This is a genomic window from Salinibacterium sp. VpJ6, from assembly GCF_059767345.1.
In genome coordinates this window covers 35148-61591 of the sequence record NZ_JBSOQL010000002.1, presented here as the reverse complement: position 1 = coordinate 61591, position 26444 = coordinate 35148, and the positions used below count along the sequence as shown (strand labels likewise).

At 61.7% G+C, this 26444-nt stretch carries 22 protein-coding genes; 7 read left to right on the top strand and 15 right to left on the bottom strand.

Annotated features, from left to right (window positions below; all coding sequences use genetic code 11):
- Position 1: 1 nt before the first annotated feature.
- Positions 2-1519: an ABC transporter permease gene (locus tag ACWTV1_RS09315; protein ID WP_498505098.1), complete on the bottom strand. Its 1518-nt coding sequence runs from the start codon at positions 1517-1519 to the stop codon at positions 2-4.
- Between the two features lie 149 nt (positions 1520-1668).
- A complete protein-coding gene (locus ACWTV1_RS09310) occupies positions 1669-3438 on the bottom strand; it encodes an ABC transporter family substrate-binding protein (RefSeq protein WP_498505097.1) in 1770 nt (589 codons plus the stop codon).
- A gap of 342 nt (positions 3439-3780) precedes the next feature.
- Here ACWTV1_RS09310 and ACWTV1_RS09305 point away from each other — a divergent pair, with 342 nt between their 5' ends.
- The 5 genes from ACWTV1_RS09305 to ACWTV1_RS09285 all read left to right on the top strand — a co-directional run bounded on the left by ACWTV1_RS09305 (position 3781) and on the right by ACWTV1_RS09285 (position 11246).
- Complete coding sequence (locus tag ACWTV1_RS09305; protein WP_498505096.1) at positions 3781-4368, top strand: antibiotic biosynthesis monooxygenase; 588 nt, start codon at positions 3781-3783, stop codon at positions 4366-4368.
- A 30-nt stretch (positions 4369-4398) separates the two neighbouring features.
- The gene (hrpA, locus tag ACWTV1_RS09300) at positions 4399-8328 is read left to right on the top strand and encodes an ATP-dependent RNA helicase HrpA (protein WP_498505095.1); all 3930 of its coding nucleotides are present in this window, start codon (positions 4399-4401) and stop codon (positions 8326-8328) included.
- 98 nt (positions 8329-8426) lie between these two features.
- Positions 8427-9281: an HpcH/HpaI aldolase/citrate lyase family protein gene (locus ACWTV1_RS09295; RefSeq protein ID WP_498505094.1), complete on the top strand. Its 855-nt coding sequence runs from the start codon at positions 8427-8429 to the stop codon at positions 9279-9281.
- 55 nt (positions 9282-9336) lie between these two features.
- Entirely contained in the window at positions 9337-10491 is a 1155-nt protein-coding gene (locus tag ACWTV1_RS09290) for a thiolase family protein (protein ID WP_498505093.1), read from the top strand.
- Positions 10491-11246 carry a 3-hydroxyacyl-CoA dehydrogenase gene (locus tag ACWTV1_RS09285; protein ID WP_498505092.1) on the top strand — a complete coding sequence of 252 codons (756 nt, stop codon included), beginning with the start codon at positions 10491-10493 and terminating at the stop codon, positions 11244-11246. Before ACWTV1_RS09290 ends, ACWTV1_RS09285 begins: the two co-directional genes overlap by 1 nt.
- A 69-nt stretch (positions 11247-11315) precedes the next feature.
- Here ACWTV1_RS09285 and ACWTV1_RS09280 read toward each other — a convergent pair whose 3' ends face one another.
- From ACWTV1_RS09280 to ACWTV1_RS09250, 7 genes are all read right to left on the bottom strand, one after another.
- Positions 11316-12095, bottom strand: a complete 780-nt coding sequence (locus ACWTV1_RS09280; protein WP_425355807.1) for an amino acid ABC transporter ATP-binding protein — start codon at positions 12093-12095, stop codon at positions 11316-11318.
- Positions 12095-13132, bottom strand: a complete 1038-nt coding sequence (locus ACWTV1_RS09275) for an amino acid ABC transporter permease (protein ID WP_498505091.1) — start codon at positions 13130-13132, stop codon at positions 12095-12097. The genes ACWTV1_RS09280 and ACWTV1_RS09275 overlap by 1 nt, the downstream gene beginning before the upstream one ends.
- 4 nt (positions 13133-13136) lie before the next feature.
- Positions 13137-14030 carry an ABC transporter substrate-binding protein gene (locus ACWTV1_RS09270; protein ID WP_498505090.1) on the bottom strand — a complete coding sequence of 298 codons (894 nt, stop codon included), beginning with the start codon at positions 14028-14030 and terminating at the stop codon, positions 13137-13139.
- 243 nt (positions 14031-14273) lie between these two features.
- The gene (locus ACWTV1_RS09265) at positions 14274-14801 is read right to left on the bottom strand and encodes a hypothetical protein (protein WP_498505089.1); all 528 of its coding nucleotides are present in this window, start codon (positions 14799-14801) and stop codon (positions 14274-14276) included.
- Between the two features lie 75 nt (positions 14802-14876).
- Positions 14877-15356 (bottom strand): GNAT family N-acetyltransferase, encoded by a 480-nt coding sequence (locus ACWTV1_RS09260; RefSeq protein WP_498505088.1) that lies wholly within the window; start codon positions 15354-15356, stop codon positions 14877-14879.
- Positions 15353-16351: a ribonucleotide-diphosphate reductase subunit beta gene (locus ACWTV1_RS09255; protein WP_498505087.1), complete on the bottom strand. Its 999-nt coding sequence runs from the start codon at positions 16349-16351 to the stop codon at positions 15353-15355. Before ACWTV1_RS09255 ends, ACWTV1_RS09260 begins: the two co-directional genes overlap by 4 nt.
- Positions 16352-16535: 184 nt before the next feature.
- A complete protein-coding gene (locus ACWTV1_RS09250; RefSeq protein WP_498505086.1) occupies positions 16536-18974 on the bottom strand; it encodes a ribonucleoside-diphosphate reductase subunit alpha in 2439 nt (812 codons plus the stop codon).
- A gap of 248 nt (positions 18975-19222) precedes the next feature.
- Between ACWTV1_RS09250 and ACWTV1_RS09245 the strand changes: the two genes are divergently transcribed.
- Positions 19223-20431 (top strand): MFS transporter, encoded by a 1209-nt coding sequence (locus tag ACWTV1_RS09245; RefSeq protein WP_498505085.1) that lies wholly within the window; start codon positions 19223-19225, stop codon positions 20429-20431.
- Positions 20432-20554: 123 nt separating this feature from the next.
- Here the strand turns inward: ACWTV1_RS09245 and ACWTV1_RS09240 are convergent, their stop codons facing one another.
- From ACWTV1_RS09240 to ACWTV1_RS09230, 3 genes are all read right to left on the bottom strand, one after another.
- The gene (locus tag ACWTV1_RS09240) at positions 20555-21553 is read right to left on the bottom strand and encodes an aldo/keto reductase (protein ID WP_498505084.1); all 999 of its coding nucleotides are present in this window, start codon (positions 21551-21553) and stop codon (positions 20555-20557) included.
- 98 nt (positions 21554-21651) lie between these two features.
- A complete protein-coding gene (locus ACWTV1_RS09235) occupies positions 21652-22428 on the bottom strand; it encodes a VTC domain-containing protein (protein WP_498505083.1) in 777 nt (258 codons plus the stop codon).
- Positions 22425-23087: a DUF4956 domain-containing protein gene (locus ACWTV1_RS09230; RefSeq protein ID WP_498505082.1), complete on the bottom strand. Its 663-nt coding sequence runs from the start codon at positions 23085-23087 to the stop codon at positions 22425-22427. The genes ACWTV1_RS09235 and ACWTV1_RS09230 overlap by 4 nt, the downstream gene beginning before the upstream one ends.
- Positions 23088-23242: 155 nt before the next feature.
- Here ACWTV1_RS09230 and ACWTV1_RS09225 point away from each other — a divergent pair, with 155 nt between their 5' ends.
- Entirely contained in the window at positions 23243-23950 is a 708-nt protein-coding gene (locus ACWTV1_RS09225; protein WP_498505081.1) for a M50 family metallopeptidase, read from the top strand.
- A gap of 57 nt (positions 23951-24007) precedes the next feature.
- Here ACWTV1_RS09225 and ACWTV1_RS09220 read toward each other — a convergent pair whose 3' ends face one another.
- Genes ACWTV1_RS09220 through ACWTV1_RS09210 form a run of 3 tightly spaced genes read right to left on the bottom strand, consistent with a single transcriptional unit; the run spans position 24008 to position 26405 of the window.
- Entirely contained in the window at positions 24008-25255 is a 1248-nt protein-coding gene (locus ACWTV1_RS09220; RefSeq protein ID WP_498505080.1) for an FAD-dependent oxidoreductase, read from the bottom strand.
- 58 nt (positions 25256-25313) lie between these two features.
- Complete coding sequence (locus ACWTV1_RS09215) at positions 25314-26141, bottom strand: alpha/beta fold hydrolase (RefSeq protein WP_498505079.1); 828 nt, start codon at positions 26139-26141, stop codon at positions 25314-25316.
- A gap of 51 nt (positions 26142-26192) precedes the next feature.
- On the bottom strand, positions 26193-26405 hold the full coding sequence (locus ACWTV1_RS09210; protein WP_100389586.1) for a hypothetical protein: 213 nt from the start codon (positions 26403-26405) through the stop codon (positions 26193-26195).
- Positions 26406-26444 lie beyond the last annotated feature (39 nt).

The following is a 26444-nucleotide window of genomic DNA, read 5'->3' as shown; positions in this document are numbered from 1 at the left end:
ATCAGCTCACCCGAATTCTGGGGTCAAGGGCCGAGTACAAGAGGTCGGCAATAACGTTGAAGATAACGGCGAGGATGCCCGTAACGAGGAAGAAGCCCATCACGAGGTTCACGTCGATGCGGTGAAGCCCCTCGTTGAAGAGGGAGCCCATCGCCTGCCAGGCGAAGACTCTTTCTGTGATCACGGCACCACCGATCACCGCCCCGAAGTCGAGCGCGATGATGGTCGCGATTGGGATCATGGCGTTGCGGAAGGCGTGACGCATCACGACGGTTCGTTCGCCGAGACCCTTGGCGCGAGCAGTGCGCACGTAGTCCTGGTTCATGACATCGAGCAGGCTGGCGCGGGCGTAGCGCGTATAGGCCGCAAGAGAGATGATCATGAGCGCGATCGTGGGCAGCAGCATGTGGGTCAGCGAGTCGAGCATGTTCAGCCACGTGTCATCCACGCGGCGGATGGCGGGAGTCGAAGCACCGATCGTCGCGATCACACCGTTGCTGAGCGGGATGCGCGCAACATACTCGTCCCAGCGGATGAACATCTGGTCGAGCACGAGCGGAAGCACGCCCAAGCCACCGACGATGGCGGCGGTACGAGCAACGACGGCCTTGCCGTCACCTCCGACAAAGAACCCTACGAGCAGGCCGAGCCCCACCAAGATGGCGAGCACCAGCAGCACGGTCCACGGGCTGTTGACGTAGTAGAAGAGGAACTGGAACGGCCAGCTCAAGATGACAGTGAGAACGACGATGATTCCCACGGCGAGCAAAGCGCGACGGTTGTGGAAGCCGGTGGAGGTGAAGAGCACGACCGCGCCCGTCGCCACAGACATCAGCGCTATACCGACGAAGCCAATCGAGGGGCTTTCGAACCAGCGAGTGACATCGAGAAGGATAAGCAACGCGGCAATTCCGCCGCCAACGCTCACAAAAGAAATAACCCTGGTTCGCAATTCGCCGCCGACGATCGATGAGGCGATGAAGCCCATCACGACACCGATGATGAGTATCGACCACCACGGTATGACGGGGTTGCCAAGGAACGAGTTGAACTGAATGGCGCCGAACTCTTTGAGGAGCACCGCGACCCAGAAAATGGGGAGCGAGTAAAAGACGAAGGTGAGGAACGTGACGACGTAGTCATAACCGCTGTACTGGCGAAGCGCGGTCGTCATTCCGATGGCGACACCGATGACGATCGCGAGGATCGTTGCGGCGAGCACCAGTTGAAGTGTGGAGCCGAGTGCTCCACCGATGGCTTCGATCACGGGCTGTTGGCCACGGGCGACCGAGATGCCGAGGTCGCACTGACCGATGAAGCAGGCCCCGACTCCTCCGAGCCAGGAGAAGTAGCGAAGCACGGGAGGCTGATCGAGATTGAGCAGCCCGCTCAAGTACGCGATTTGATCTTGAGCGCTGGGATCTCGACTGCCTCGAAGTTCTCGAAGCGGATCACCGGAATTGGCGGTTAGTACATAGACGATAAATGAGGCCACAAGCAGAACTAAAAGAGTGGCCACAAGGCGCCTGGCGACAAAGGTCAGCACCGGAGATCCTCATTTCGGGGGCATGCAAAACAGAACAAAACAGTGCCGCTGAACGGCATTACGACGTGCACGCAAGTGGGCCGGACTAGGAGCCCGGCCCACTCGTGAGCGCTACCGAGTAATTACTCGGAGTCGGTCGGCGCCCACTCCCAGAAGTTCCAGAAGTAGGTCGGCGACAGCGGACTCGGGTCCACGTTCGTTACTGAGTTGTTCCAGACGGTGATTCCGGGGAACTGGAAGATGGTGACGCCGTAAGCGTCTTCCCACACCAGCTTCTCGACTGCAACCTGAATCTCGGTCTGGGCGTCAGGGTCCAGCTCGGTCTCGAGGTCCTTGAGGAGTCCGTCTACCTCGGTGTTGGAGTATCCACCGAAGTTGCTGGGCTGGCCGGTACCGAGGTACTGGTCAGAACCGGTGAGCGCGAGGCTCGTTGACTGCCAAGCGAAGATAACCGCGTCGTGCGGGTTGACCGGCAGTGCTTCCTTGTCGGTGAACGCCCAAGTGGGCTCCGAGTCGTCAACAACCGTGAAGCCGGCAAGAGCAGCCGACTGCTGGATGAACTCGAACTCTGATGCACGACGGACGTTGCCCTCGGGGTACCAGAACTTGACCTCAACGGGAGTGGTCACTCCGGCATCAGCGAGCAGCTTCTTGGCGCCTTCGATGTCAACCTCGGCGTAGTCAGCCGAACCGTTGCTCGAAGCGATCTCGTCGTAGCCGGGAGCACCAGGAATCTGGAGTACCGAGTCACGCAGGGTGGCGTTTTCGTTCAACGGGACGATCAGCTTGTCGAGGATCTCCTGACGAGGAATGACCTTCAGGAATGCCTGACGAACTGCCTTGGCCGTGTCTTCGTCTCCACCGTAAGCGGCGGCGTCGAACGGACCACCGTTGTTGAACGTGAGGTCAACGTGCTCGTAAGTCGCTTCATCCGCGGTTACGTAGTCAGCGTTGTCGAGTCCCTTGACGAGCTCAAGCACGTCGGGAGTCGGCTGGCCGGCGGCAATCTGAACGTCACCGTTCTCGATAGCCTGAACCTGAGCGGTCGAGTCCTCGATCTGGCGAACAATGATGCGTTCGTACTTAGGCGACGGGCCCCACGTGTAAAGCGGGTTGGCCTTGAGCGCAACGTACTCGTTTTCTACGAGTTCGTCGAGAACGTAGGCACCACTCGAGAGAGCAACGAGGTCGCTGTCGGGAGTGCTCGGCGCCTGGTAAGCGTCGTTCCATGCCTTGGCTACCGGGGTGAGCCATGAGACGTCGTCGTTCTGAACTGCTTCGACGAACATTTCCTTTGCTTCCTCGGGATCAGTGATCTCGGGGTAAGCAAGCGACACGACACCGTGAGCGGCGACACCCATGTCGAACTGGATCTCCCAGTCAACGTAGGCCTTGTCATACACAATCGTGATGCTCTTGTCGTCGATCTCCGGAAGAGCCGAAGCAAGGTCGCCACGCGGGTTGGCGTGGGTGAAGAGCGGTGCGCCCTCAGCATCCTCAACACCGGCGAAGATAGTGGTCCACGCAAGCAGCAAGTCGGCGGAGTCGATGGGGGTTCCATCAGACCAGGTGACGTTGTCGTTGAGGGTGTACTTCACCGTCAGCGGGTCATCGCTCGTCTTTTCGAACGAGCCGAAGTCGGTGTTACGCACGAGAGCTGGCTCGCTGTTGTAGTACAGGAACGTCGAGTTCATCATGTACAGCACAACGTTGTTCGCCGTGTTGTTACCTGCTGCACTGCTTCCGTTGAAGTTGTCAATCAAGTCATTCCACGCCACCGTGATCTCGGTGTCGGCAATTACTTCTGACTCATACGGCGGAGTACACCCTGTTAGGGCGAGGGCTCCGGCCGCGAGCACAGCTATGGCAGCTGAGACGCGCTTCTTCTTCATCTTTCCTCCAGTAGAAAGGTGGTCGAAGGGACGGCGTAGACCAATCCCATGGCCGCAATTACACCGTATTGCTGAACGTCAGGGCAATAGAAACTGACGATTCGCACAATTCGCAACAAGAACGACACATTCCTGCGTGGATAACTGTGTCTACCCCACAGGGAGGGTGATGCGCGGATGGGCGCAGGGTGAGAGCCCACAGCATTTGTGGGCTGTCGAGGTGTTGCACAGACTTAACACAACGATCAGCCTCCCAGGCGAGCATCCAACTTAGACTTGACGCCAGCGAAGCCCACACCGGCCGTCACTGTTGCCGCTGGACAACAGAGAAGGAGTGCGCTCATGTCGCCCGAAAACGCCCCGATCACGATCTCAATCGAACGCACTGTCGACCCAGCGCGCATCGCCGAAGCAACTGCTTGGATGCAGACCGGCATCAACCTTGCCACCAGCTACCCCGGCTTTCTCGGCTCCGGATGGGTGCGCGCCGGCACCAACAGCACCACGTGGCACATGCTCTACCGATTTGCGGATGACGCAGCACTTTTGCACTGGGAACAATCGCCCGAACGTGCGTGGTGGCTGCAGAGCGGCAGCGGGTTTGTGCACGATCAGCGCACTGAGCGACGCACCGGAATCGAAGGCTGGTTCGACGAGCCCACCGAAATCACGGTGGAACACGCGGGCCTCGTCTCGCCGGTTCCCGCCGCTCCCCCGCGCTGGAAGCAAGCGGTCACCATCTGGTTGGGCTTCTTCCCCCTCAACCTCGTCTTCACTCTGCTCGTGACGATGTTCGTTCCCGGCTGGGATGAGCTGCCGATCGTCGTGCGGGTGCTGCTGACCACGCTCTTCCTCACGCCGATCATGACCTACCTCTTGCTACCCGGCGTGACGCGGATGCTTCGCCGCTGGTTGTCACCGACGCCCTAGTTACCGCCACACCGCGTAAGCTGAAGGGCTATGTCTGCCTCCGAAGTTCACTCCGCCAGCACCGCAGCCGCGCTACCCGCTGACGTTGTCGTGACGTACCCGCCCGAGCTGCCCGTCAGCCAGCGCAAAGACGACATTTTGGCGGCCATCCGCGACAACCAAGTCGTGATCATCGCGGGCGCGACCGGTAGTGGAAAAACCACCCAGCTGCCCAAGATTTTGCTGGAACTGGGTAAGACATCCATTGGGCACACGCAGCCACGGCGGATCGCTGCGCGCACCGTGGCCGAGCGCATCGCCGAAGAGCTCGGCACCGAGATGGGCGACCTCGTCGGTTACCAAGTGCGCTTCACCGACCGCGTCGGCAAAAACACGCGCGTGAAGCTCATGACCGACGGCATTCTGCTGAACGAGATCCACCGCGACCGCGACCTGAAAAAGTACGACGCGATCATCATCGATGAGGCGCACGAACGCAGCCTCACCGTGGACTTTCTGCTCGGCTACCTCAAGCAGCTACGCGCCCGGCGCCCCGATCTCAGCATCATCATCACGAGTGCCACGATCGACCCCGAAAGCTTCTCCAAACACTTCGACAACGCACCGATCATTGAGGTGTCTGGCCGCACCTATCCGGTCGAGATTCGCTACCGCCCGCTCGTTGCCGAAGAGCTGGAAGCGGAAGACGCTGAAGAAGAGGCCGCCAACCGCGCCGACCGCGACTACCTGCAAGGCATCAACGACGCTCTCGACGAGCTCGCCCGCGAAAGTGACGGCGACGTGCTCGTGTTCCTCTCGGGCGAAACCGAGATTCGGGATGCCGAAGAAGCGATTCGCGGCCGCATCAGCGGTGGAGGGTTGCACGAAGGCACCGAGGTGCTGCCGCTTTACGGTCGCCTGAGCGCTGCCGAACAACACCGTGTATTCGAGTCACGCCGCACTCCCGGCACGCGACGCCGGATCGTGTTGGCCACCAACGTGGCCGAAACCAGTTTGACTGTGCCCGGCATCCGCTACGTCATCGATGCGGGAACCGCGCGCATCAGCCGCTACAGCACGCGCGCAAAAATTCAGCGCCTGCCGATCGAAGCGATTAGCCAGGCCAGCGCCAACCAGCGCTCCGGGCGTTCCGGCCGAACGAGCAACGGTATTGCGATTCGCCTCTACTCCGAAGAGGACTTCAATTCGCGGCCCGAGTTCATGGAACCCGAGATTCTGCGTACTAACCTGGCCGCGGTCATCCTGCAGATGGTGTCGCTCGGGCTCGGCAACATCGCCGAGTTCCCCTTCTTGCAGCCACCCGATTCGCGCGGCATCAAAGACGGTCTCGACCTGCTGACCGAGCTGGGCGCCGTGGAGAACACCGCCGGCATCCGCAGCACGAAAACATCGTCGAGCGTGAACGGTCCGCGCGCGGGAGCGAGCGCCGCGAAGGATGCCGCCCCGCGCATCACCCGCATCGGCAAGCAGCTCACGCAGTTGCCTATCGACCCGCGCCTCGCCCGCATGGTGATCGAATCGAAGCAGCACGGCACCACGCGCGAGGTCATGGCGATTGTCGCCGCGCTCAGCATTCAAGACCCCCGCGAGCGCCCCCTCGATAAGCGCCCGCAAGCCGACCAGCAACACGCTCGCTTCATCGACCCCACAAGCGACTTTCTCACCCTGCTGAATCTCTGGAACTATCTTGAAGAGAAGCAGAAAGAACTCTCGGGCAACCAGTTCCGACGCCTGTGTAAGAACGAGTACCTCAACTATTTGCGCGTGCGCGAATGGCACGACGTCTACCGCCAGTTGAGCCGGATGGCCAAGCCGCTTGGGCTGGTTATTGGTGACGCGCACTCGAACCCCGACGGCATCCATCGCTCGCTGTTGGCGGGTCTTCTCAGCCACATTGGCCTCAAGGATGTCGCGAAGCGCGACTACATTGGCGCGCGTCAAACCCGCTTTGTCATCTTCCCCGGCTCTGCTCTCGCGAAGAAGCAACCCAATGCGATCATGAGCGCTGAACTCGTGGAAACGAGCAGGCTCTTCGCGCGCACCAACGCCGCGATTGACCCCGTCTGGGCCGAGAAGCTCGCGGGCGACCTCGTGAAACGCAGCTATTCCGAACCACACTGGGAGAAGAAACAGGGCGCCGCGGTCGCGTTCGAACGCGTGACCCTCTACGGCGTGACGCTTGCCGCTCGCCGGCGCATCCAATTCTCGCGCGTTGATTTGCCCGCCGCTCGCGAGCTGTTCATTCGTCACGCTCTCGTGGAGGGCGAAGACGACCTCACCAAGCGCGATAAGCGTGTGTGGGGTTTCGATGCCTCCAACCGCGCGCTGCGCCGCGACCTCGAACAGCTCGAAGAACGCAGCCGTCGTCGCGACATTTTGCATGATGACGAAACGATCTTCGAGTTCTACGACAAACGCATACCCGCCACCGTCGCCTCGGTTCGCGACTTTGAGGGCTGGTGGAAAAAGGCGCGCCACGACTCTCCCGACCTGCTCACGCTCACCACCAATGACCTGCTCGAGAACGCGGATGACGCTGAAGTCGACGAGACCGCCTTTCCCACCACCTGGGTGCGCGGCGATCAGACACTGAGCCTGACCTACCGCTTCGAGCCCGGAACCGACGATGACGGTGTCACCGTTGCTGTGCCGCTCCCGCTGCTCGCCGGGCTGCGCCCCGAAGGCTTCGACTGGCAAGTACCGGGGTTGCGCGAAGAACTTGTCACCGCGCTCATCAAGTCACTGCCGAAACCGATCCGCCGCAACGTCGTGCCCGCCGCCGACTGGGCTCGCCGCCTGCTCGAGGAGGCGCCGGCTGATCCGGCTGCTGCCGCCCTCGACGATGGCCCCGGCATCACTGACTATCTCGCCAAAGAAATCGCTCGCCTGACCTATGTGAAGGTTGCGGCATCCGACTTCGATCTCGACCGAGTGCCTGCCCACCTCAAGGTAACCTTCGCGGTGATCAATGAGCGCGGCAAGAAAGTCGGCGCCAACAAGTCGCTGCGCAGCCTGCAAGCAAGTCTCAAGCCCGCCGCCCGCGAGAGTGTGGCGCGTGCCGTTGAAGGCGCCGCTGGGCGATCACCCGAGCGTTCGGTAAACACTCTCGAACGTTCCGGCATCACCGCGTGGGACTTCGGGCAGCTCGACCGCTCTCGCGACACGAAGCACGGCGGCAACACCATTCGGGCCTACCCCGCGCTCGTGGATGACGGCGACTCGGTCTCCCTTCGCCTCATGTCGACCCCGCACGATCAGGCCATCGCCCACCAAGGTGGGGTGCGTCGCCTGCTGCTGTTGGCGATTCCCTCGCCGCTCGGGTACATCAACGAACATCTCACGGGCACCGAAAAACTCGTGCTCGCGCAGAGCCCCTACCGCTCGACCAACGCCCTCTTCGATGACTGCCTGCGCGCCTGCGTCGACTCCGTCATGGGCGACCGCGAGGTGTTCGAGCAGACCGAGTTCGAGGCGCTGCGCAACGAAATTTCGGCAGGGTTGGTCGACTCGCTTTTTGCGACTGTCTCGCTCGTGGCATCCATTGTGTCGGGGGTGCGATTGGCCGATAAGGCGATTCGTGCCGCGACAAGCATGCATCTGATCGCGCCTCTCGGGGATGCGCGCGAACAGCTCGATGCTCTCGTCTATCCCGGCTTCGTTTCGGTGACCGGGCTCACCCAACTGCGCCGCCTCCCCGTCTACCTCAAGGGCATCGAACACCGCGTCACGAAGCTCACCGAGAACCCCGGCCGTGACCGCGGGTGGATGTCCGAAGTCGAGTTGGCAACCCGCCGCTACAAGGACGCGGGCGGCACGCTACCGCTCGAGCAGCATCCCGAACCGCAGATCGCCCGCGCCCGCTGGATGCTCGAGGAACTGCGCTTGAGTCTCTTCGCCCAGCACTTGGGAACAGCCGAATCGGTGAGCCTTCAACGCATCGCCAAGGTGCTCGCCTCCTAAACGCGCTTTTTCAGCTCCGCGGCGCCGCTACACGTTACCCTTGAGGCTGCGAGTGGCACGACAACGTGGCCTCACTTCTGAAAGAAAGCAGTTACCGCGTGTCCGAAAGCAACGCCGACCACCCCACCACTCACGATGTTTCCGCGGAAATCGCACGATCGTGGCTCTTGGTTGCGGCAACCCGCCCCGAAGACTTCGATGCCGCTGAGCGCTCACGCGCCGACCAGATCATTCTCGACGTTGAAGATGCTGTTGACCCCCGCCTCAAGTCAAGCGCCCGTGACGCCGTTGTCGAATGGCTGAGCAACGGTGGCAGTGGTTGGGTGCGCATCAACGACCGCACTTCTGACTTCTGGTCAGATGATGTGGATGCCCTCGCCGGGCTCCCCGGGCTGCGCGGCGTCATGCTCGCCAAGGCTGAAGCTGCCGCCCATGTTTCCGAAACCTTCGACCGTCTCAAGGGTGTCACCCCGGTGATTGCTCTTGTGGAGTCGGCTCTCGGAATTGAAGAGGCCGTTTCGATCGCTCGCGCCCGCGGCGCCTACCGACTGGCGTTCGGTAGCGGCGACTACCGCCGCGACACTGGCGCCAGCGCCGATGATCTTGCCATGGCCTACCCGCGCTCGCGCTTGGTCATTGCCAGCCGTGTCGGCAACCTGCCCGGCCCGATCGATGGCCCGACAGTCGGCACAAGCCATCCCGTTCTACGCGAGCAGGGCGACATGGCCGTCTCTCTCGGAATGACGGGCAAACTCTGCCTCGACATCGAGCAACTGCCCATCATCAACGAGGTCATCAGCCCCACCCGCTCCGATGTGGCGTGGGCTCGCGACTTCTTGGACGACTTCGAAGCTCGTGGCCGCGTCATCCGCGACGGTAGTGACCTGCCTCGCCTCGGTCGTGCCCAAAAGATTGACAAGCTTGCTCGCGCGTTTGGTGTTGAACCCGCCTAACGCAGTCACTGTCGTTGCTCTTCCCCGCATCCGCACCCGCGGTTAGGGTTGAGCCATGACAACGGCAGTCATTGTTGACGCGATTCGAACGCCCTCGGGCCGGGGCAAACCCGGCGGGGCGCTCTCGAGCGAGCATCCGGTCGATCTGCTGGCCGTAGTTCTGCGCAGTCTGGTCGATCGTCACGATCTCGACCCGGCCACCATCGACGATGTGATGGGTGGCTGCGTCACGCAATCCGGCCGCCAAGCCGCCAATGTCACCCGCACCGCGGTTCTCGCTGCAGGGTTCCCCGAGTCGGTGCCCGCCACCACGATCGACCGTCAGTGTGGCTCAAGCCAGCAGGCAGCGCACTTTGCCGCCCAGTCGATCATGGCGGGCGTCAACGACATCGTGATCGCCTGCGGTGTCGAGCTCATGAGCACGCATCCCCTCGGGCAGGCCACGCTGGGTCAGGGCGGCATGAGTCGCTTGATCCGCAATCGGTACCCCGAAGGGTTTGTTACTCAGGGCATCTCTGCTGAGTTGATTGCCGCACGCTGGGGTCTTGAACGCGACGACCTCGACGTTTATGCGGCTCTCTCGCACGCTCGCGCTGCCGCCGCCGATTTCAGCTCGGAGATTCTGCCGCTCGCCGGTCTCGACCGCGACGAAACCGTGCGCCCCGGCACCACCGCCGAGAAGCTCTCCGGGCTCTCGCCCGCCTTCTACGACGCCAAGATCGCCGGTCGTTTTCCCGAAATTCAGTGGCGCGTGACCGCCGGCAACTCCTCGCCGCTCACCGATGGTGCCTCGGCGGCGCTCATCATGAGCGAAGAGCGGGCGGCCGCCCTCGGTCTGACGCCTCGCGCACGCTTCCATTCCTTTGCGGTGGTCGGCTCCGACCCCATCGAGATGCTGACCGGCATCATTCCCGCCACGCATCGCATTCTCGAACGCAGCGGCATCCGTCTCGACCAACTCGACAGCATCGAAGTCAACGAAGCTTTCGCCTCGGTCGCCCTCGCCTGGCTGCAAGAGTTTCCCGTCGATCCCACGATCGTGAACCCTCGCGGCGGAGCCATCGCCCTTGGACACGCCCTCGGTTCATCGGGTACTCGCCTGCTCACCACCCTCGTCAACAATCTCGACGCCAGCGGCGGCCGCTTCGGACTCCAAGTCATGTGCGAAGGCGGCGGCATGGCCAACGCAACCCTCATCGAAAGGCTTTAATGAAGATTCAGGATGCCGCAGCTCTTATCACCGGCGGCGCCAGTGGCCTCGGCTTGGCCACCGCTCGCGCCCTCGCCGCGCAGGGTGCTCAGGTCACCATCGCCGACCTGCCCAGCTCCCGCGGAGTCGAGATCGCCGCCGAACACGGCTTCCAGTTCGCGCCCACTGATGTGCGCTCCGAAGCGGACGTTCAGGCTGCCGTCGATCTCGCCGGCTCGGTGGCTCCGCTGCGCATCGTCGTGAACTGCGCTGGCGTTGCGACGCCGGGCAAGACCCTCGGCCGCAAGGGCGTGCTGCCATTGGAGACCTTCGAGACCGTGATCGGCATCAACCTTGTGGGCACGTTCAACGTCATCCGGCTCGCTGCGGCCGCGATGGTCGAAACCGAGCCCATCGATGGCGAACGCGGCGTGATCGTGAACACGGCATCCGTCGCCGCTTTCGATGGCCAGATCGGCCAGCCCGCGTACGCCGCCTCCAAAGCGGGCGTTGCCGGGATGACCCTGCCGCTCGCCCGCGAGTTCGCAGCGAGCTTGCTGCGCGTGATGACGATCGCTCCGGGCATCTTCGAGACGCCGATGATGGCGGGCCTGCCGCAAGAGGCGCAAGATTCCCTCGGCGCGCAAGTGCCGCATCCGTCTCGCCTCGGACGACCGGCGGAGTATGCCGCGCTCGTGCAGCACATCGTTGAGAACCCCATGCTCAACGGCGAAGTGATTCGGCTCGACGGTGCGATCCGGATGCAGCCGCGCTAGCAGCAGCACCCGGACCGACCGAAGCTCGCGAGCGAGCTAAAGGATCCGAGCGAATGGAGCGAACCGAACTTAGAGAACCTTCGAGAGGAACGCTTTCGTACGTTCGTGCTGGGGATTGCCCAACACCTGGTCAGGGTCACCCGACTCCACGACAACGCCGCCATCCATAAACACGAGCTGGTCGGCGACTTCGCGCGCGAACCCCATCTCGTGAGTGACAACAATCATGGTCATGCCCGATTCGGCGAGACCCTTCATGACATCGAGAACTTCGCCCACGAGCTCCGGGTCGAGCGCCGACGTCGGCTCATCGAAGAGCATGAGCTTGGGCTCCATGGCGAGAGCGCGCGCGATAGCCACACGCTGCTGCTGACCACCCGACAAGTGAGCCGGGTAGGCATCCGCCTTGCCCGCGAGACCAACCCGAGCGAGCAGTTCTTGAGCGTGCGCGACCGCGGCCTCTTTCTTGACCTTGTTCACCCGGATGGGCGCCTCAATGATGTTTTCGAGAGCCGTCATGTGCGGGAACAGATTGAAGCGCTGAAACACCATGCCGATATCCCGACGCTGGCGAGCAGCTTCGCGCGGCTTGAGCTCATAGAGCTTGTCGCCTCGCTCTTCGTACCCGACCAGAACGCCTTCGACACTGAGTCGACCGGCATCCACTCGTTCAAGGTGGTTGATGCAGCGCAAGAAGGTTGACTTGCCCGAACCGCTAGGCCCGACCAAACACATCACTTCACCCTGCGGCACCGACAGCGAAATGCTCTTGAGTACTTCGTTAGAACCGAAGCTCTTCGAGACACGATCGGCGTGCACCATGGGCACGCTACTAGTAGCCGCGTTCATCATTGGTGCTCCTTTCCGGAAGGGTCGGTACTGGCATCAGAACCGGCGTCGCCGTCGGCAGCGGATGCCGCCCCGGGCGTCGAGATAACACCCGTCTTCAGCGTGATTGCTCCTGTCTCGGTGCCTGCCTTATCGGGGCGAGCCTGACCGACACCGCGCGAGAAGCGCTTCTCCAAGAAGTACTGGCCCACCATCAGAATCGAGGTGAACAGCAGGTACCACGCGGAAGCAACAAGCAACAGCGGAATCGGGTCGAAGATCACAACGGAGATGTCGCGTGAACGACCGTAGAGCTCCAAGCTGAACGGGATGGCTGTGACCAGCGAGGTGGTCTTGAGCATCGAAATAACTTCGTTGCCCGTGGGCGGAATGATGATGCGCATGGCCTGCGGAATCACGACGCGAGTCATGGTCTGCATCCACGACATTCCGAGCGCGGTGGCAGCTTCGTCCTGGCCTTTGTCGACCGAGAGGATGCCGGCACGAACGATCTCTGCCATGTACGCAGATTCGTTGAGCGCGAGGCCGATGACGGCCAACCAGAACACGCTGATCAGGTCGTTGGTCTCGAACGAAAGCCACGGCTCCGTGAACGGAATGCCGATGTCGATCGTGGAGTAGATCGTCGCGAAGAGACCCCAGAACACGAGCTGCACGTACACGGGAGTGCCGCGGAAGACCCAGAGGTACAACCAGGCGATGCCCTTGACGACCGGGTTTTCCGACAGGCGCATGACCGCAAGGGTGACGCCCAAAATGATCGCAATGACCATGGAGTAGACCGTCAGCAGCAGCGTGTAGCCCGCTGCCTGCGAAATGCGCTGATCGAAGATGTACTTCGCGAAGTTCTCCCAGCCGTAGGCCTCGCGCTGGGCAGCATCCAGCACAAAGAGTGCGAGCATCGCCACCAGAACGACGGCGACTATGTTGCGCCAGGGATGGCGAAGGCGAACGGCTTTGATAGCCTCCGCTTGATCGGCGCCGTTCGGCGACACCACTGCTGGTGTCGCCGAACGGTTAGAGCCTGATGCAGCCATCTACTTAGCTAGCGGTTGCCGCGTTGATGGTGATGGTGTCAACAGCACCGCTGAAAACACCCCAGTCATCGAGGATCGACTTGTAGGTTCCATCGTCGATCATCGACTGCAGTGCAGCCTGCAGAGCGGCGGGGAGGGTCGAGTCCTTGGCGATCGCGATTCCGTACGGTGCGGTGTCGAAGGAGTCGCCAGCGAGCTCGATCTTGTCTTCGACCTGGCTCACGGCGTACTGCGTGATGGGTGAGTCGGCGCTCATCGCGTCGGCACGGCCCAGAGCGAGCGCGTTGGTGGCTTCGTCTTGGGTGTCGAACTTGAGGATGTTGATCGGCTCGTTGCCAGCATCCACGCACTCTTGCGACTTCGCAGGCAGCTCGTCAGTCTCTTCGTAGGTTGCGGTCTGAACAGCAACGGTGAGGCCACACGCGTTAGCAGGGTCAACGTCAACGCCGATGAGCTGTGCCCACTGGATGCCCGCTTCGTAGTAGTTCACGAAGTCGACGACCTTCTCGCGCTCCGCGTTGTCGGTGAACGAGGAGAAGCCGATGTCGTAGCTTCCGCCAGTAACGCTGGGGATGATCTTGTCGAAGCTCGAGGGCTCGTACTGGGTCTCGAGACCAAGAGTGGCGGCCATCGCGTTGGCGAGGTCAACCTCCCACCCGATGGGGTTTCCGGCGTCGTCCTTGTATTCGTTGGGCGCGTAGGTCGGGTCGATACCGATCACGAGAACGCCGGCTTCCTTGATCTCATCAGGCAGCAGAGCGGCAGCGGCTTCGTTCACTCTTACGTCAGGAGTGTTGCCCCCGGTGGTGGTTTCGGTGCCAGCGCTGTTGTCAACACAACCCGACAGCATGAGCGCTGCGGCAACAACCAGTGCCGGAGTCACGTACTTGATTCTCATGATTCAACCTTCTCTATTTCCCGATGAATAGTGGCGTCGGTTACGAGAACCGAATCCGGAACGGATGCGCCTCGCGTCAACGCCGACCAAGGAAGCCTACCTCCGGCCGCGCAGAGATCATCGTTTGGTGAGAAACGATCCGGTATCCATTGCGGCCTCATCGCCACAATCGTGCGGGAGGCGAAGAAAAGGTGCGGCGGATGCGCGCTTGTCGAGCTTTCGAGCGCGACTTTCGAGCGGCGGTTAGTACTCGCCTTCGTTCGCTGCTTGCAGCTCGGCGAAGTTGATGTTGCGCAGCTCCCGCAGCCGGGTTTCGCGGTTCTTTTCATACTGCGGGTCGGCCTCGGGCATGTAGGCATCGCGCAGCTTCGCGATGATGGCTGTGCCGATCTCGCTCCAGGCCAGTTCACGTGCTTCGTCGATGATGTTCGAGATCAACTCGCCATCCATGGATGCCTGCCGAAGTCCCTCGGTGAGGCCCTCTTGAACGGCGCGGTTGCGGTCGGTGCGCGTGACCTTGAGCAGGCGCTCGGCTTGATCGGCCAGGTGATCGAATTCCACGTGAACGAGGCCCGCAAGCGCGCCGTCGTCGTAGTCGAGGTGGTCGCGCGCAGCGTCGACAATGATGCGGTTCTTGACCGCCATGCGCACGGCATTACGCGCGATAAGAACACCCTCTTCGACGACACGTTCGATGGGTGCTTCTTCTACCGGCTCGGGCGCCGTAAATTTGCCCAAGTTAAGGCGCGGGCGCCGCCGGAAAAGTCTCACAGTGCAATTGTTTCGAGTTAAGTGGACGAAGGGTATCCCCCATCCGGTGAAGCTTAGAGGGCGTAGCTGAATGAACTACAGGGTTTTCTCGTAGCAAATGCCGAACGGGATGTTGGCGTACTCGCCAAAAGCCTCGATGTGGGTGTAGCCGAGGCTCTCGTAGAGGGCCATTGCGGGCAACTGAGCGTGACCCGTCTGAAGAACGAGCGAGTGAGCGGATGCCTCACGCGCGACCGCCTCGAGTTCGTTCATGAGGCGGCGGGCAGCGCCCTTGCCCCGATGACGCGAATCGACGAAGACTTTCTTCACTTCGAGCGATTGCCCGAAGGGACGAAGCGCGGCGTGACCGATGACGGTCTCACCATCGAGCACCAATAGCGTGTGACTGATGTCCTCGGGCGAGACCGTCAACGCAGCATTCACTGCGTTGCGGCCTGCCTCGTCGAGGGCGGCCTGACGATCGGCATACATCGCCGTCGTTTCGACCGTCATCAGTTCGCGCTGGTTTACCGCTCGTGGGTCGAGCCAGTCGACCCACTCAACGGTCAGGCTCACTCCGCTTTTGCTTTGGTGGTTGCCGATGCGTTGGCCTCGTAAGAGGTGTTGGTCGACTCAAAGAAGTTCACGAGCTCGAGAGTGTCGTTGGCTGTTGCCATCCACTTGGCCGGGTTCGACACGTTGTAGTGCGGCTCGAAGCCGAGCTCTTCAAGGCGACGGTCAGCCAGGTACTTCACGTACTGGTTGATGTAGTTGGCGTTGAGGCCGAGGATGCCACCGGGGAGCAGGTCGTGGTTGTAGGCCTCTTCCATCTCCACAGCATCCAAGATCATCTGGCGAATTTCGTCAGCGAACTCTTCGGTCTGAATCTCGGGGTTCTCTTCGAGCACCGTGAGGATCAGGTTGATACCGAACTTGAGGTGCAGGCTCTCATCGCGAACAACCCAGTCCATGAGCGAACCGAAGTTGCGCAGCAGATTGCGCTGGCGGAACGACAGGGCAACCATGAAGCCCGAGTAGAACCAGATGCCTTCGAGCACCACGTTGTAGGCCACGAGGTTGCGGATGAAGTCCTGCTTGCCCTCGATGGTGTTGATGTCGAGGGTTTGCTCCGTCATGCGACGGATGTACTTCATTTCGAACTCTTCCTTGCGCGCCATGGACGGCACATCAACGTGAGAGTTGTAGGCCGCTTCGCGGTCGATGGGGAAGGTTTCGAGAACGTACTCGAAGCTCATGCAGTGGTTGGCTTCTTCCCACATTTGCTTCGCGAGGTACAGCGAGCACTCTGCGGCAGAAACGTAGGGGTATACGCCGAAGGCGAGTGCCTTGTTGACGAGCAACTCATTCGGGTTGAAGTAGCTCATGAGGAAGGTCACCGCGTGACGCTCTTCATCAGTCATCTTCTTGAAGTCGGCGATGTCTTCGCCCAGCTGGATCTCGTTAGGGAACCAGGTGTTAGCCACGGCCTGGTCGTACAGGTCCATAGCCCATTGATACTTAATTGGCTTTAGCAGGAGGCCGTCTTGCAGGCCTGTACCTAGAATTCCCATTCCGGTGACTTCTTCTTTCTCGATTGGTGCTCGATGTGTGTGATGGGGAACACGACGGTGTGGTGTCGTGTCCCCCGGGGGAGGTTAGTGAGTGGCTGCTCTTACTGGCAGCTGTCGCACTGCAGGTCGTCCATCGGATCGACCGGTACGAAGTAGTCCTCAACGGTGTTTTCGCGGTTCATGATTACTCTGCCTTCTTTGCGAATCCGCCGAAACCTCGGCGTGCGGGAGCTGCGCCCGCTGTTGATGTGGATGTCGAGGCTGTTGCAGCCTTGGTCGACGAAATTTCTTCTGCCTTGTTGACCTTCACCGTGGACTGCTCGGCCTGGTGGCGAGGCTTCATGTGCAGGTAGTAGGTGGTCTTGACTCCGCGCGACCATGCGTCGAAGTAGATGTCCATCATGTCGCCGAGGTCACGCGTCTCGAGGTACATGTTGCGGCTGATGGCCTGGTCGATCCACTTCTGGGCACGAGCGGCAACTTCAAGGAACGCGTACGGCGAGAGCTGGAAGCTCGTCTTGAATACGGCCTTGATGTCGTCGGGGATGCCTGCAACGTTCTGCACGTCACCCTGGCTACGCAGGATCGCTTCGCGGTTCTGCTCCCAGAGGCCCTTTTCTTGCAGAGTCGCAACGAGGTTGCGGTTCACTTCGAGGAACTTACCGTTCGAGGTCGAGCGGCTGAAGATCTGCGAGAACTGCGGGTCGAGACCGGGCGTGGTGCCGGCGACGAGACCAATGGATGCGGTGGGAGCGATCGCCATGAGCGTTGCGTTACGCATTCCGCCCTTGACCTTCTCGCGCATGGCATCCCAGTCGAGACGCGTCTTGCGGTTGACCTTGATCTCTATGCCACGGTCGGCTTCGGTGAGCGCGATGGAGTCGAGCGGCACGAGGCCCTCTGACCAGCGGCTGCCTTCGAAGTTCGTGTACGAGCCACGTTCCTTGGCGAGCTCGGTGCTGGCGTCGATCGCTGCGTACGAGACGTGCTCCATGATTTCGTCGATGAGGTCGTAGGCCTCTTCGCTCTCGTAGCTGTAGCCGAGCTTCTCGATGATGTCGGTGAATCCCATGACGCCCAGACCGACGGCGCGGTTCTGCTCGTTGGAGAAGTCAGCTTCTTTCACGCTGGAGCGCGTGATATCGATGAGGTTGTCGAGCTGGCGAACGGCCAGTCGAGCGCTCTCCGCGATCTTCACGAAGTCAACGCCGCCTTCGGGCAGAAGGTGACGCGAGAGGTTGATCGACGCGAGGTTGCAGACGGAGACATTGTCTTCATCCTGCGGCAGCGTGATTTCGGTGCAAAGGTTGGAGAGGTGGATCGTGCCCGTGTTGTTGTTGAGCGCACGGTTGTTGATCGTGTCTTTCCAGGTCAGCCATGGGTGGCTGGTGGTCTGCAGCGAGATGAGGATCGACTTGAACTGCTCGCGAGCACCGATCTTCTTGAACATGTGCATTTCGCCGGCTTCGGCCATGGCGACATATTCGTTGTAACGCTCGGAGAACGCCTTGCCGTAGAGCTCGTTGAGGTCAGCAACTTCGAGCGGGTCGAAGAGGTACCACGGCTCGTCGTTCTGAACGCGCTTCATGAACTCATCGCTGATCCACACGGCCGTGTTGGCGGTGCGGGTGCGGCGGTAGGGGTCACCGGAGTTGCTGCGGAGTTCGAGGAACTCCGGGAAGTCCATGTGCCAGTTCTCCATGTAGAAGCACAGCGCACCGAACTTCTTGCCACCACGGCTTACCGCACGAAGGATCGAGTCGATCGTGTGCATGAAGGGGATGGGGCCGGTGGACGTGGTGTTGTTGGAGCGGATGGGCGAACCCTGAGCGCGCAGCTTGGTGACCGAAAGGCCAATTCCGCCGGTGCCCTTAGTGAGCCACATGACATCGCGCGTGGTCTTGGCGATGTGCTCCATGTCGTCTTGCATTTCCATGACGAAGCAGTTGGCGAGCTGCGGGTAGATCGTTCCCGCGTTCACGAGAGTGGAGCCGGCAGCCAGATATTCAAGGCTGGACATCTTCTCGTAGAACTTGAGCGCGGCCTCGTTGGGGTTCGCTTCGTTGAGCGAGAGGCCCATCGCGATACGCATCCAGAAGTACTGCGGAACCTCGAGGGCATCGCCGTTGCGACCCTTGATGCCGTAGCGGTTGTTGAGGGTGACAACACCGATGTACTTGAGCAGCTCGTCGTGAGCGGGCTCAAGGTGCTCGGCGAGAGCATCCAAGTCGAACATGCTCGTGAGGCGAGGGTCGAGGAGTCCCTCTTCTACGCCGCGGGTGACGTTGGTGGCGAAGTGTTCTTTGTGCAGGCGCTTGAGGTCAGCAGCGTCGGTGTAGTCACCGAGAACGCGCTTGTAAATGGTCTTGAGGAGAAGACGGGCGGCGACAGTGTCGAAGGCCGGGTCATCTTTCACGTTCTGGAGGGCAACCTGGATAACAGCTTCGTCGAGCTGCTGCGTGGTGATGCCGTCAAACAGCGTCAGTTCGAGCTCAGATGCGATCTGAGTGACCCACGTGATGTTCTCGTCGAGGCCGGCTGCGGCTTCTTCGATTGCGATGTTGATCTTGTTCGCATCGTACGGCTCTCGCTGACCGTTGCGCTTGACGACTGTGATTGCCACAAATACTCCCTAAAATCCCCATAAAACACTCAAAACCGCGACCCCCGGCCAAGCGGTTCCACCACTATATATCGTGGGTGCCACCGGCCGCCAACCCTAGATGTAGTGGGCGTGTCCTCCACAGCTGTGGATAACTTCGCGGGGTTTTCCACAGCCTATGGATAACCACTGACACCCGGAAAACCCGCAGAAACCCGGCCTCTGAGCGCCGAAAATTGGCCCAATTCGGCAGCTAAGCTGGAGTCCTTGTGAACGCATACATCGACCTGTTGAAAACTCCGGGCATCGCCAGGATTATCGCCGCGCAGCTCACTGCCCGGCTTCCGAGCGGAATGCTCTCGTTGGCGATCCTTCTTCACGTCGAGCAGATCCACGTCTCCTACGGCGCCGCTGGCCTTGTACTCGCCGCCACGAGCGTCGGTCAAGCCGTTGCCGGCCCCTTGACCAGCCGGTGGATGGGCGTGTGGGGAATGCGCAAAGTTCTCATTCTCACCCTCGTGATTTCAGCGGCATCCATTTTTGCGATCGCCCTCATACCGATGAGCGTCGGAATGTTCATGGTGGTCGGGCTCATCGCTGGGCTCAGCAACCCACCGGTGCAGCCAGCAGTGCGCACGATCTACCCCAAGATGGTCAACTCCAAACAGCTGACGCCACTTTTTTCGCTGGATGCGTCGGCCCAAGAAATTATCTGGGTTGCCGGCCCCGTCGCCGCGACCTTCATTGCGGTACAGATCTCCACAACTCTCGCGATCGTCGTCGCCGGCACCTTCCTCATCTTGGGTGGCATCTGGTTCATCGCTAGCCCCGAAGTTGGCCAGGTGCGCATCCCACGCAGCAAGCGTTCCTTCGGAACCGTGCTGCGCCGCCCGCCCGTATTGCTCGCGACCATCACGGGCTTCCTGCTCGTTGGCGCCGCTTCGGCAGTCGAAGCATCCGTCGTTGCGGTCTTCGGACACGGCGGCCCGCAAGCCGGTATCGTGCTCGGCATCTGGGCCATCGGTTCACTCTTCGGTGGCTTGCTCCTGGGGCACCTCCCCATTGGGCCGTGGGCTCTCGCACGCCGCATGTTCATCGTGTTCGTCGGCATGGCGTTAGCGATGATCTACCTCGACTTCTGGTGGCTGGCCATCATGCTGCTCATCGCCGGCATCGGTATTGCTCCTGCGTTCGCCGTGATCTTCGCCATCGTCTCCGCCAGCGTAAAGTTCAGCGACACCGCTGAGGCCTACGGATGGGTCGGCACCGGCCAGCTCATCGGTGCCGCGCTCGGCTCGGCCGTCGCCGGATTCCTCATCGACGCCTATGGCCCCATCGGTGGATTCTGGGCAGCGACCGTCATTGCTGCCCTCGGAGTTCTCGTGCCGACGCTGCTGCGCGGCTGGCACCCTGACCTGCGCGGCAAAGATGCGAGCCCCATCCCCGACACTGAACCGATCAGCACCCTGCGCCAGTAGCGTCCACAAACAGCGACCCTGCACGCAAGTCCTGCACCAGCAAGTCGTACGCCAGCAGCCATCGCGAAAGACGCCCGCGTCCCGCCTTTAGAGGCATGACGCGGTCGCTCTACCCGTATGTGATTACCAGCGTGGATGCACGGAAGCGCGGAAGTGGCGATCGTAGATGTCGCGCACCCCGGCCATGAAGCCTTCGCTCAGCGCAGGCACTTCGCCGGCGCCGGCGTTGGACTGAGCCTGAGCCACGTTGCGTGCTCCCGGAATCACCGAGCTCACGCCGGGCTGCTGAGCAACCCACGCGAGTGCAACCTGTGGCGTCGAGTAGTCGGCGACGGCAGGCTCCGCGGCGAGGAGCGCCGTGAACTCCTGAGCCGCGGCAACGCCGGTCTCGAAGTCGACGCCGGAGAAGGTCTCCCCCACGTCGAACGCTTCGCCGTTGCGGTTGTAGGTGCGGTGGTCGTTTTCCGCGAACGTCGTGTCAACGCGGTACTTGCCACTGAGCAAACCAGAGGCCAGCGGAACGCGGGCGATGATTCCTACACCGGCGTCGAGCGCGGCTGGCAGTACGGCATCCAGCGGCTTGAGGCGGAAGGCGTTGAGGATGATTTGCACGCTGGCGACGTTCGGTCGCTCGATCGCGGCGAGCGCCTCATCCGCGGTCTCCACACTCACGCCGTAGGCAGCGATCGCACCCTCGGCGACGAGCGTGTCGAGGTCATCGAAGACACGGCCCATTCCGAAGACGGCGGTGGGTGGGCAGTGCAGTTGTACGAGGTCGAGAATGTCGACGCCGAGGTTCTGGCGGGAGCGGTCTGTCCACTCGCGAAACTTGGCGAGGGTGAAGTTGCTGGGATCTTGCGCTTCGCGGCGGCCCATCTTGGTCGCGACGGTGATGTCGAGTTCGGGGCGGTCGGCGAGGTAGCTGCCAATGAACTTTTCGCTGCGACCGTCGCCGTAGACGTCGGCGGTGTCGAAGAAGGTGACGCCGCCGTCCACCGCGGTATCGAGCACGCTGCGGGCATCCGCCTCACTCACGTCACCCCAGTCGGCACCCAACTGCCACGTACCAAGACCGATTGCGGAAACAGAACGGCCGGTGCGGCCCAGAGTGCGAATGTCCATGCACTAACGCTACGCCTCCGCGGCGACAAAGTTCGACCGCGCAACAAACGTCGCCCGTTCGTGAGGGCAGTCACGAAGGGGCGACGCGTGTGTGGTGCTTAGGCTGCGACGCTCTCGAGCGCCGGAGCGAAGTGTTGACGGAGCACCCGCGACCACCGGTTGTGCGGCAGTTCTGGGCGAAGGGCGGCAAGGCCGGTCGCAAACTTGGAGATGCGATCCGGGCGGTGCCCCATCTTCCACAGCAGACGGTCGACCTCACTGGCCTGGCCCGACGACTTGGTTTCGACAATGACAGTGTCGTCGAAGCGAAGCGCGTCGTCGTCGCACTCCCAGGCGAGAGCACTGTCGATCGTGCAGCGGCTGCCGCTCCCCGGCAAGAACAGAGTCGTGCGGGTGTAGCGCGTCGTGAGTACCGGCTTCATGGCGTCGGAGTCGATACCGACGACCGAGGCATCCTGCAGCAGTTCGTCGATGTACTCGCGACCCTCGACCGTGAGACGGTCGCGCTCGTCGAAGCTGTACGACAGGCGCTGCTTGGCGGTCGTGCCGCGCGAGCCCTTCGTCTTCACTTCGAGGTAGCAATCCCCCGTGGCCAGATAGCTGCGAGTGCGGGCCTTGAAGCGACGGCGTCGCGGATGCGCGGCCAACAGGTAGCTCGCCGCCTCCGGAGTATCGAAGTACACCGACTCGTAGTCAAAGTGCTGCTGCCCGTTGATCTCGAGCACCCGAGCCTGAGACTCGAGCTCAGCGAGCAGTGCTTCCAGGTCGGATGCCGGAACCAAGTACTTGCGGTCGACCCGCGTCAGTAGCGAGGCGCGTTCGGCCAGTTCCTCGAGCGAGATGGATGCGAAGCGGGTGGTGCTTGGCGTGCTCATCGCTGTGCTGCCTCGAGGTTGTCGTGCGCACCGTTGGCGGTAGCTGCGGGCGCAGCGGTTGCGGTGTTTCGGGCCGAGCGAGCGCGCTCAATGAGGCGGTAGCGAACATCCACCACCGTGGTGTCGTTGACGAGGTCGAGCTTGACGACCGTGAGCGAGTGAACGCGAGCGCCCAGCAAGTTTTCGAGACGCACACGCAGGGTGGGCTCGTCGGCAATCGCGGCATCCAGCATCACTGTCTGCTGACGGTAGGCGCGGAACAGTCGCGGGTGGTCGCCGAAGGCCATTACGAGCACGATCATGGCCATGAGCGCCGGGGCGACGTAGACCGAGACCAGTGAGGTGGATTCGCTGGCGACGCCGGCAGCTCCGAGACCCGCGATGAGACCGAGGGCGAGTGAGGCGAAGTAGTACGCCACTTCGTGCTGCGCGATCTCCGAGGAACGGAGGCGGATGATCGAGAGAACTCCGAACAGGCCGAGACCAAGGCCGACACCGACGGCGCTATCGGCCAGCATGACCGTAACGGCCATCACGCCAACGTTCACGATGAGGTAGGCGACGAGCAGGTCGCGGCGGCGGTGACGCGCAAAGTACAGAGGGAAAGTGAGAAGACCGACGGCGACAAGGTCGAGGGCGATCATGGTGAGTTGGCTCATTGCGGGGCTCCAAAGTTGTTACGAAGTGTGGTCGTGCTTTCACGCTGGTCCCCATTGAGCCCAAGAACTCTATGGACTTTCTATGAACGATCTCGACGCGGCGTGGGAGTCCTAAAAAGACCTCGCTCGTGGCTTCGAGGTGAGACAATTCCCGAATGGATGCCCTTCTCGACTCCCTCGCCCGCACGACCCCGGTCGACATCTCGCCGACTCTGCTGATCGTGATCGTGGCCGCAGCGGCCGTTCTGAGCATCCCGCAGCCCATCTGGAAATGGTTCGGACTCTTCACGACCCTCGTGCACGAGCTCGGCCATGCTGTCGGCGCGATTCTCACCGGTCGCTTCGTGCACGGAATGAAGATTCTGATGAACCACTCCGGTGAAGCTGTCAGTAGCGGCCGCGGCAAACTGGGCTCCGTGATCAGCGGATCGCTCGGCTACCCCGCGCCGGCCATCGTCGGAGCCGTGCAACTCTGGTGCGTCACCCAGGGCTACACCGCCATGGCACTGTTCATCGGCGGCATCATTCTCGTGCTCACGCTGCTCGTGATTCGCAACCTCTTCGGCTTCCTTGTCGTGGCCGTTTCCGCCGCCGCGAGCGCCGCCCTCTGGGTGTGGGCAACGCCCGAGCAGCAGAGCTACGTGCTCCTCGTAATCGCGATCGCCCTGCTCGTGGGAAGCGTGCGCGGCCTCGCCACCGTGATCGGCGTGCACACTCGCCGCCGCGACCAGCTGAGCACCTCCGACGCCTACCTCCTCTTCAAGCGCACCGGAATTCCCTCGGTGTTCTGGCTCCTCGTCTTCGCCGCCCTCATCGGTGCGAGCGTTGTCTGGGCCGTCACGATGGTGCTCGAGACGTACTAGGCGCGGGCTCAGCGGACAGCAAGGGCTGACCGCAGGCTGGCGTGGGTTCGGTTCGAGCTAGGCGCGCGGCTTCAGGATGCCCGGAGCGATGCGTTCCGGGCGGAAGCCATAGCCCACGATTCGCGCCAAAATCGGGCGCACGCGCGGCAACACCACCGCGATCACCAAGCGTTCGCGCAGGCGCGGTGGGTTGTGCAGAACGACTCCACTCGTGGCGCGATTGATGAGCCGGTGCGCTACTCGTTGCATGCGCTGCATGAGCACCGTGGGCAAGGTGCGGCGACGCTGCACCGCGGCGCATACAGCATCGATTGCTGCGGCATCCGTCCCCTTCTTGCGCAGCACGGGAACGAGAGTATTCGCGAGGGCCACGGCGTCTTGAATCGCGTAATTGATGCCTACGCCGAACGCGGGCGACATCGCGTGGGCGGCATCGCCAATACAGATCGCGCCGGGCACCGACCATTCAGGTAGACGATTGATTTGCACCGACAGCAGTTTCACGTCGTCGAAGCTCGCAATCTCGTGGGTCACGTCGCGTAGGCGTGGTGCGGTCGCCGCAATCTTGTTGCGGAACGCTTCGATGCCCGCCTTCTGAAATTCAGGAAAACTGCCTTTTCGGATGAGGAGCCCGCACTGAAAATAGCCAGGTCGCGGGATCGTGACGAGAGCGGAACCGCCGCGGATATTGGCGAGAGTGTCGCGCAGCGGTTTCGTGGGGCGCGGCACCCGAAACCACAGCACATCAATGGGAACGCCATAGTCTGCCGGCACTAGGCCAAGGGCATCGCGCACCGCTGAAGCGCGCCCATCGGCAGCCACCGAGAGCGCCGCGTTCACGCGAAGCGGCCCGTCGGGCGTCGTCGCCTCGATTCCGACAACGCGCCCGCTTTCCTGAATTTCCGAATGGGCTGTGGCCTCGAGCACCGGACGAAATGTGGGTTGCCGCTGGGCTGCTTCCACCAGCACGTTCAGCAGATCCCACTGCGGCATGAGCGTCACGTAGCGGTGTGGCCCCGGCAGCGTCGTGAAGTCAACGGCACGAAGCCGGATGCCGTCAATCACCGCATCGAGAACGGAAAGCTCGCTGTGGTCAATCTTCGCCGCCGCCTCGCCCAACCCGAGCTGGTCAAGCAGATTCAGCGTGGACGGATGAACCGTGTCGCCGCGAAAGTCGCGCAGAAAGTCGGCGTGTTTCTCAAGCACCACGACATCGATGCCGGCGCGAGGCAGAATGAGGCCGGCCACGATTCCGGCCGGGCCTCCCCCTGCGATGCAGACGGTGGTGTCGAGTTGCTGGGCCATGAGAGTTCCCTCCGTTGGCCTCCACGCTATTCCTGCCGATCGCGCGGGAAACCGCTCGCTAGCGGGCCTTCTGCGCCAGTTCGGCGCCGCTATCGATCACGGAGACCAGTCGCTTGGCCAGGCGTTTGCGCACGAGGTGGTCGTTCGCTTCGACGCGATGCATCGTCACTTGCCGCATCTGCTCGACGATGCGCATCGTTCCCGGTGCGATGAATTGGTCGAGCGAGCCGTACACGACGTCGATCGGCACCCGCACGGAGGCGATATCGCTCACGGTTGTTTGAGTTTCGATGCAGTTCTTGAGGCTCAGCACGAAGGCTTGCCAGTTGCGCTCAGACACATCGAGGATGTCCTCGAGCTGAAAGAGACGGCCTAACGTTTCGGCGGTCGCCATCGTGAAATCTTTGTTGTCGCGCAAGAACTCGTAGGCCCGCATGTAAGCACCGACGCGGGCACGCACGAGCGGATCGCCGATCTGGTTCGGCGGCACGTAGATGGGTGGGCTCACCAGAACGAGGCGACTGACCTTGCTGGGGTGCATCGCCGTGTACCGCGCAGCGAGAAGGCTGCCGAGCGAATGCCCCACGAGAATAAAAGGGGCGTCGAGCTTGAGCGAATTGATCGTGGCACGGATGGAATCCACGTGCTCTTCGATGGTGAAAGTGGCATCCATAGGGCTGGGCGATTCGCCAAACCCGAGGAGGTCGAATGAGATGCAGCGGTAGTGATCTGAAAGCTGCGGGATGACGTGGGTGAATGTCGCCGCGGATGAGGCGATCCCGTGAAGAAAGATAATCACGGGGCCTTCACCCTCATCCGCAGCAATATTCAGCAGCGGTGCCTTCGACGGGGTAACCCACCGTCGAAACGCCGCCCATAAACCCATGTGCCCAGTATCCCACTCCCAGACGGGTGGATGCTGAATTAGCGAACCAATTTAGCGAAGGTTCTCTTTGTACTCGTTCTTCGCTTCGGTGGCTTCGCTCTCGGCTTTCGCGCGCTCGAGGTCGGCTTCTGCCTTCTTCACCTCGGCATCGGCCTCAGCCTGGTCGGCTGCGTCACTGACGCGCTCCTTAGTGTCGTCGACGAACTCTCCGACCTTCTTTGCTGTGGCTTCGCCGGCATCCTTTGCGTTATCGATGAGACCCATGATTCCTCCTTGTGTAAGTAATCCGTGTCTTTCAGTGCC

What these genes read in the sequence shown, in the direction of transcription:
- ACWTV1_RS09310 (WP_498505097.1), bottom strand. Translation starts at nt 3,438, where the DNA reads ATGAAGAAGAAGCGCGTCTCAGCTGCCATAGCTGTGCTCGCGGCCGGA.
- ACWTV1_RS09305 (WP_498505096.1), top strand. Translation starts at nt 3,781, where the DNA reads ATGTCGCCCGAAAACGCCCCGATCACGATCTCAATCGAACGCACTGTC.
- hrpA (WP_498505095.1), top strand. Translation starts at nt 4,399, where the DNA reads ATGTCTGCCTCCGAAGTTCACTCCGCCAGCACCGCAGCCGCGCTACCC.
- ACWTV1_RS09290 (WP_498505093.1), top strand. Translation starts at nt 9,337, where the DNA reads ATGACAACGGCAGTCATTGTTGACGCGATTCGAACGCCCTCGGGCCGG.
- ACWTV1_RS09285 (WP_498505092.1), top strand. Translation starts at nt 10,491, where the DNA reads ATGAAGATTCAGGATGCCGCAGCTCTTATCACCGGCGGCGCCAGTGGC.
- ACWTV1_RS09280 (WP_425355807.1), bottom strand. Translation starts at nt 12,095, where the DNA reads ATGAACGCGGCTACTAGTAGCGTGCCCATGGTGCACGCCGATCGTGTC.
- ACWTV1_RS09275 (WP_498505091.1), bottom strand. Translation starts at nt 13,132, where the DNA reads ATGGCTGCATCAGGCTCTAACCGTTCGGCGACACCAGCAGTGGTGTCG.
- ACWTV1_RS09270 (WP_498505090.1), bottom strand. Translation starts at nt 14,030, where the DNA reads ATGAGAATCAAGTACGTGACTCCGGCACTGGTTGTTGCCGCAGCGCTC.
- ACWTV1_RS09255 (WP_498505087.1), bottom strand. Translation starts at nt 16,351, where the DNA reads ATGGGAATTCTAGGTACAGGCCTGCAAGACGGCCTCCTGCTAAAGCCA.
- ACWTV1_RS09240 (WP_498505084.1), bottom strand. Translation starts at nt 21,553, where the DNA reads ATGGACATTCGCACTCTGGGCCGCACCGGCCGTTCTGTTTCCGCAATC.
- ACWTV1_RS09235 (WP_498505083.1), bottom strand. Translation starts at nt 22,428, where the DNA reads ATGAGCACGCCAAGCACCACCCGCTTCGCATCCATCTCGCTCGAGGAA.
- ACWTV1_RS09230 (WP_498505082.1), bottom strand. Translation starts at nt 23,087, where the DNA reads ATGAGCCAACTCACCATGATCGCCCTCGACCTTGTCGCCGTCGGTCTT.
- ACWTV1_RS09225 (WP_498505081.1), top strand. Translation starts at nt 23,243, where the DNA reads ATGGATGCCCTTCTCGACTCCCTCGCCCGCACGACCCCGGTCGACATC.
- ACWTV1_RS09220 (WP_498505080.1), bottom strand. Translation starts at nt 25,255, where the DNA reads ATGGCCCAGCAACTCGACACCACCGTCTGCATCGCAGGGGGAGGCCCG.
- ACWTV1_RS09215 (WP_498505079.1), bottom strand. Translation starts at nt 26,141, where the DNA reads ATGGGTTTATGGGCGGCGTTTCGACGGTGGGTTACCCCGTCGAAGGCA.
- ACWTV1_RS09210 (WP_100389586.1), bottom strand. Translation starts at nt 26,405, where the DNA reads ATGGGTCTCATCGATAACGCAAAGGATGCCGGCGAAGCCACAGCAAAG.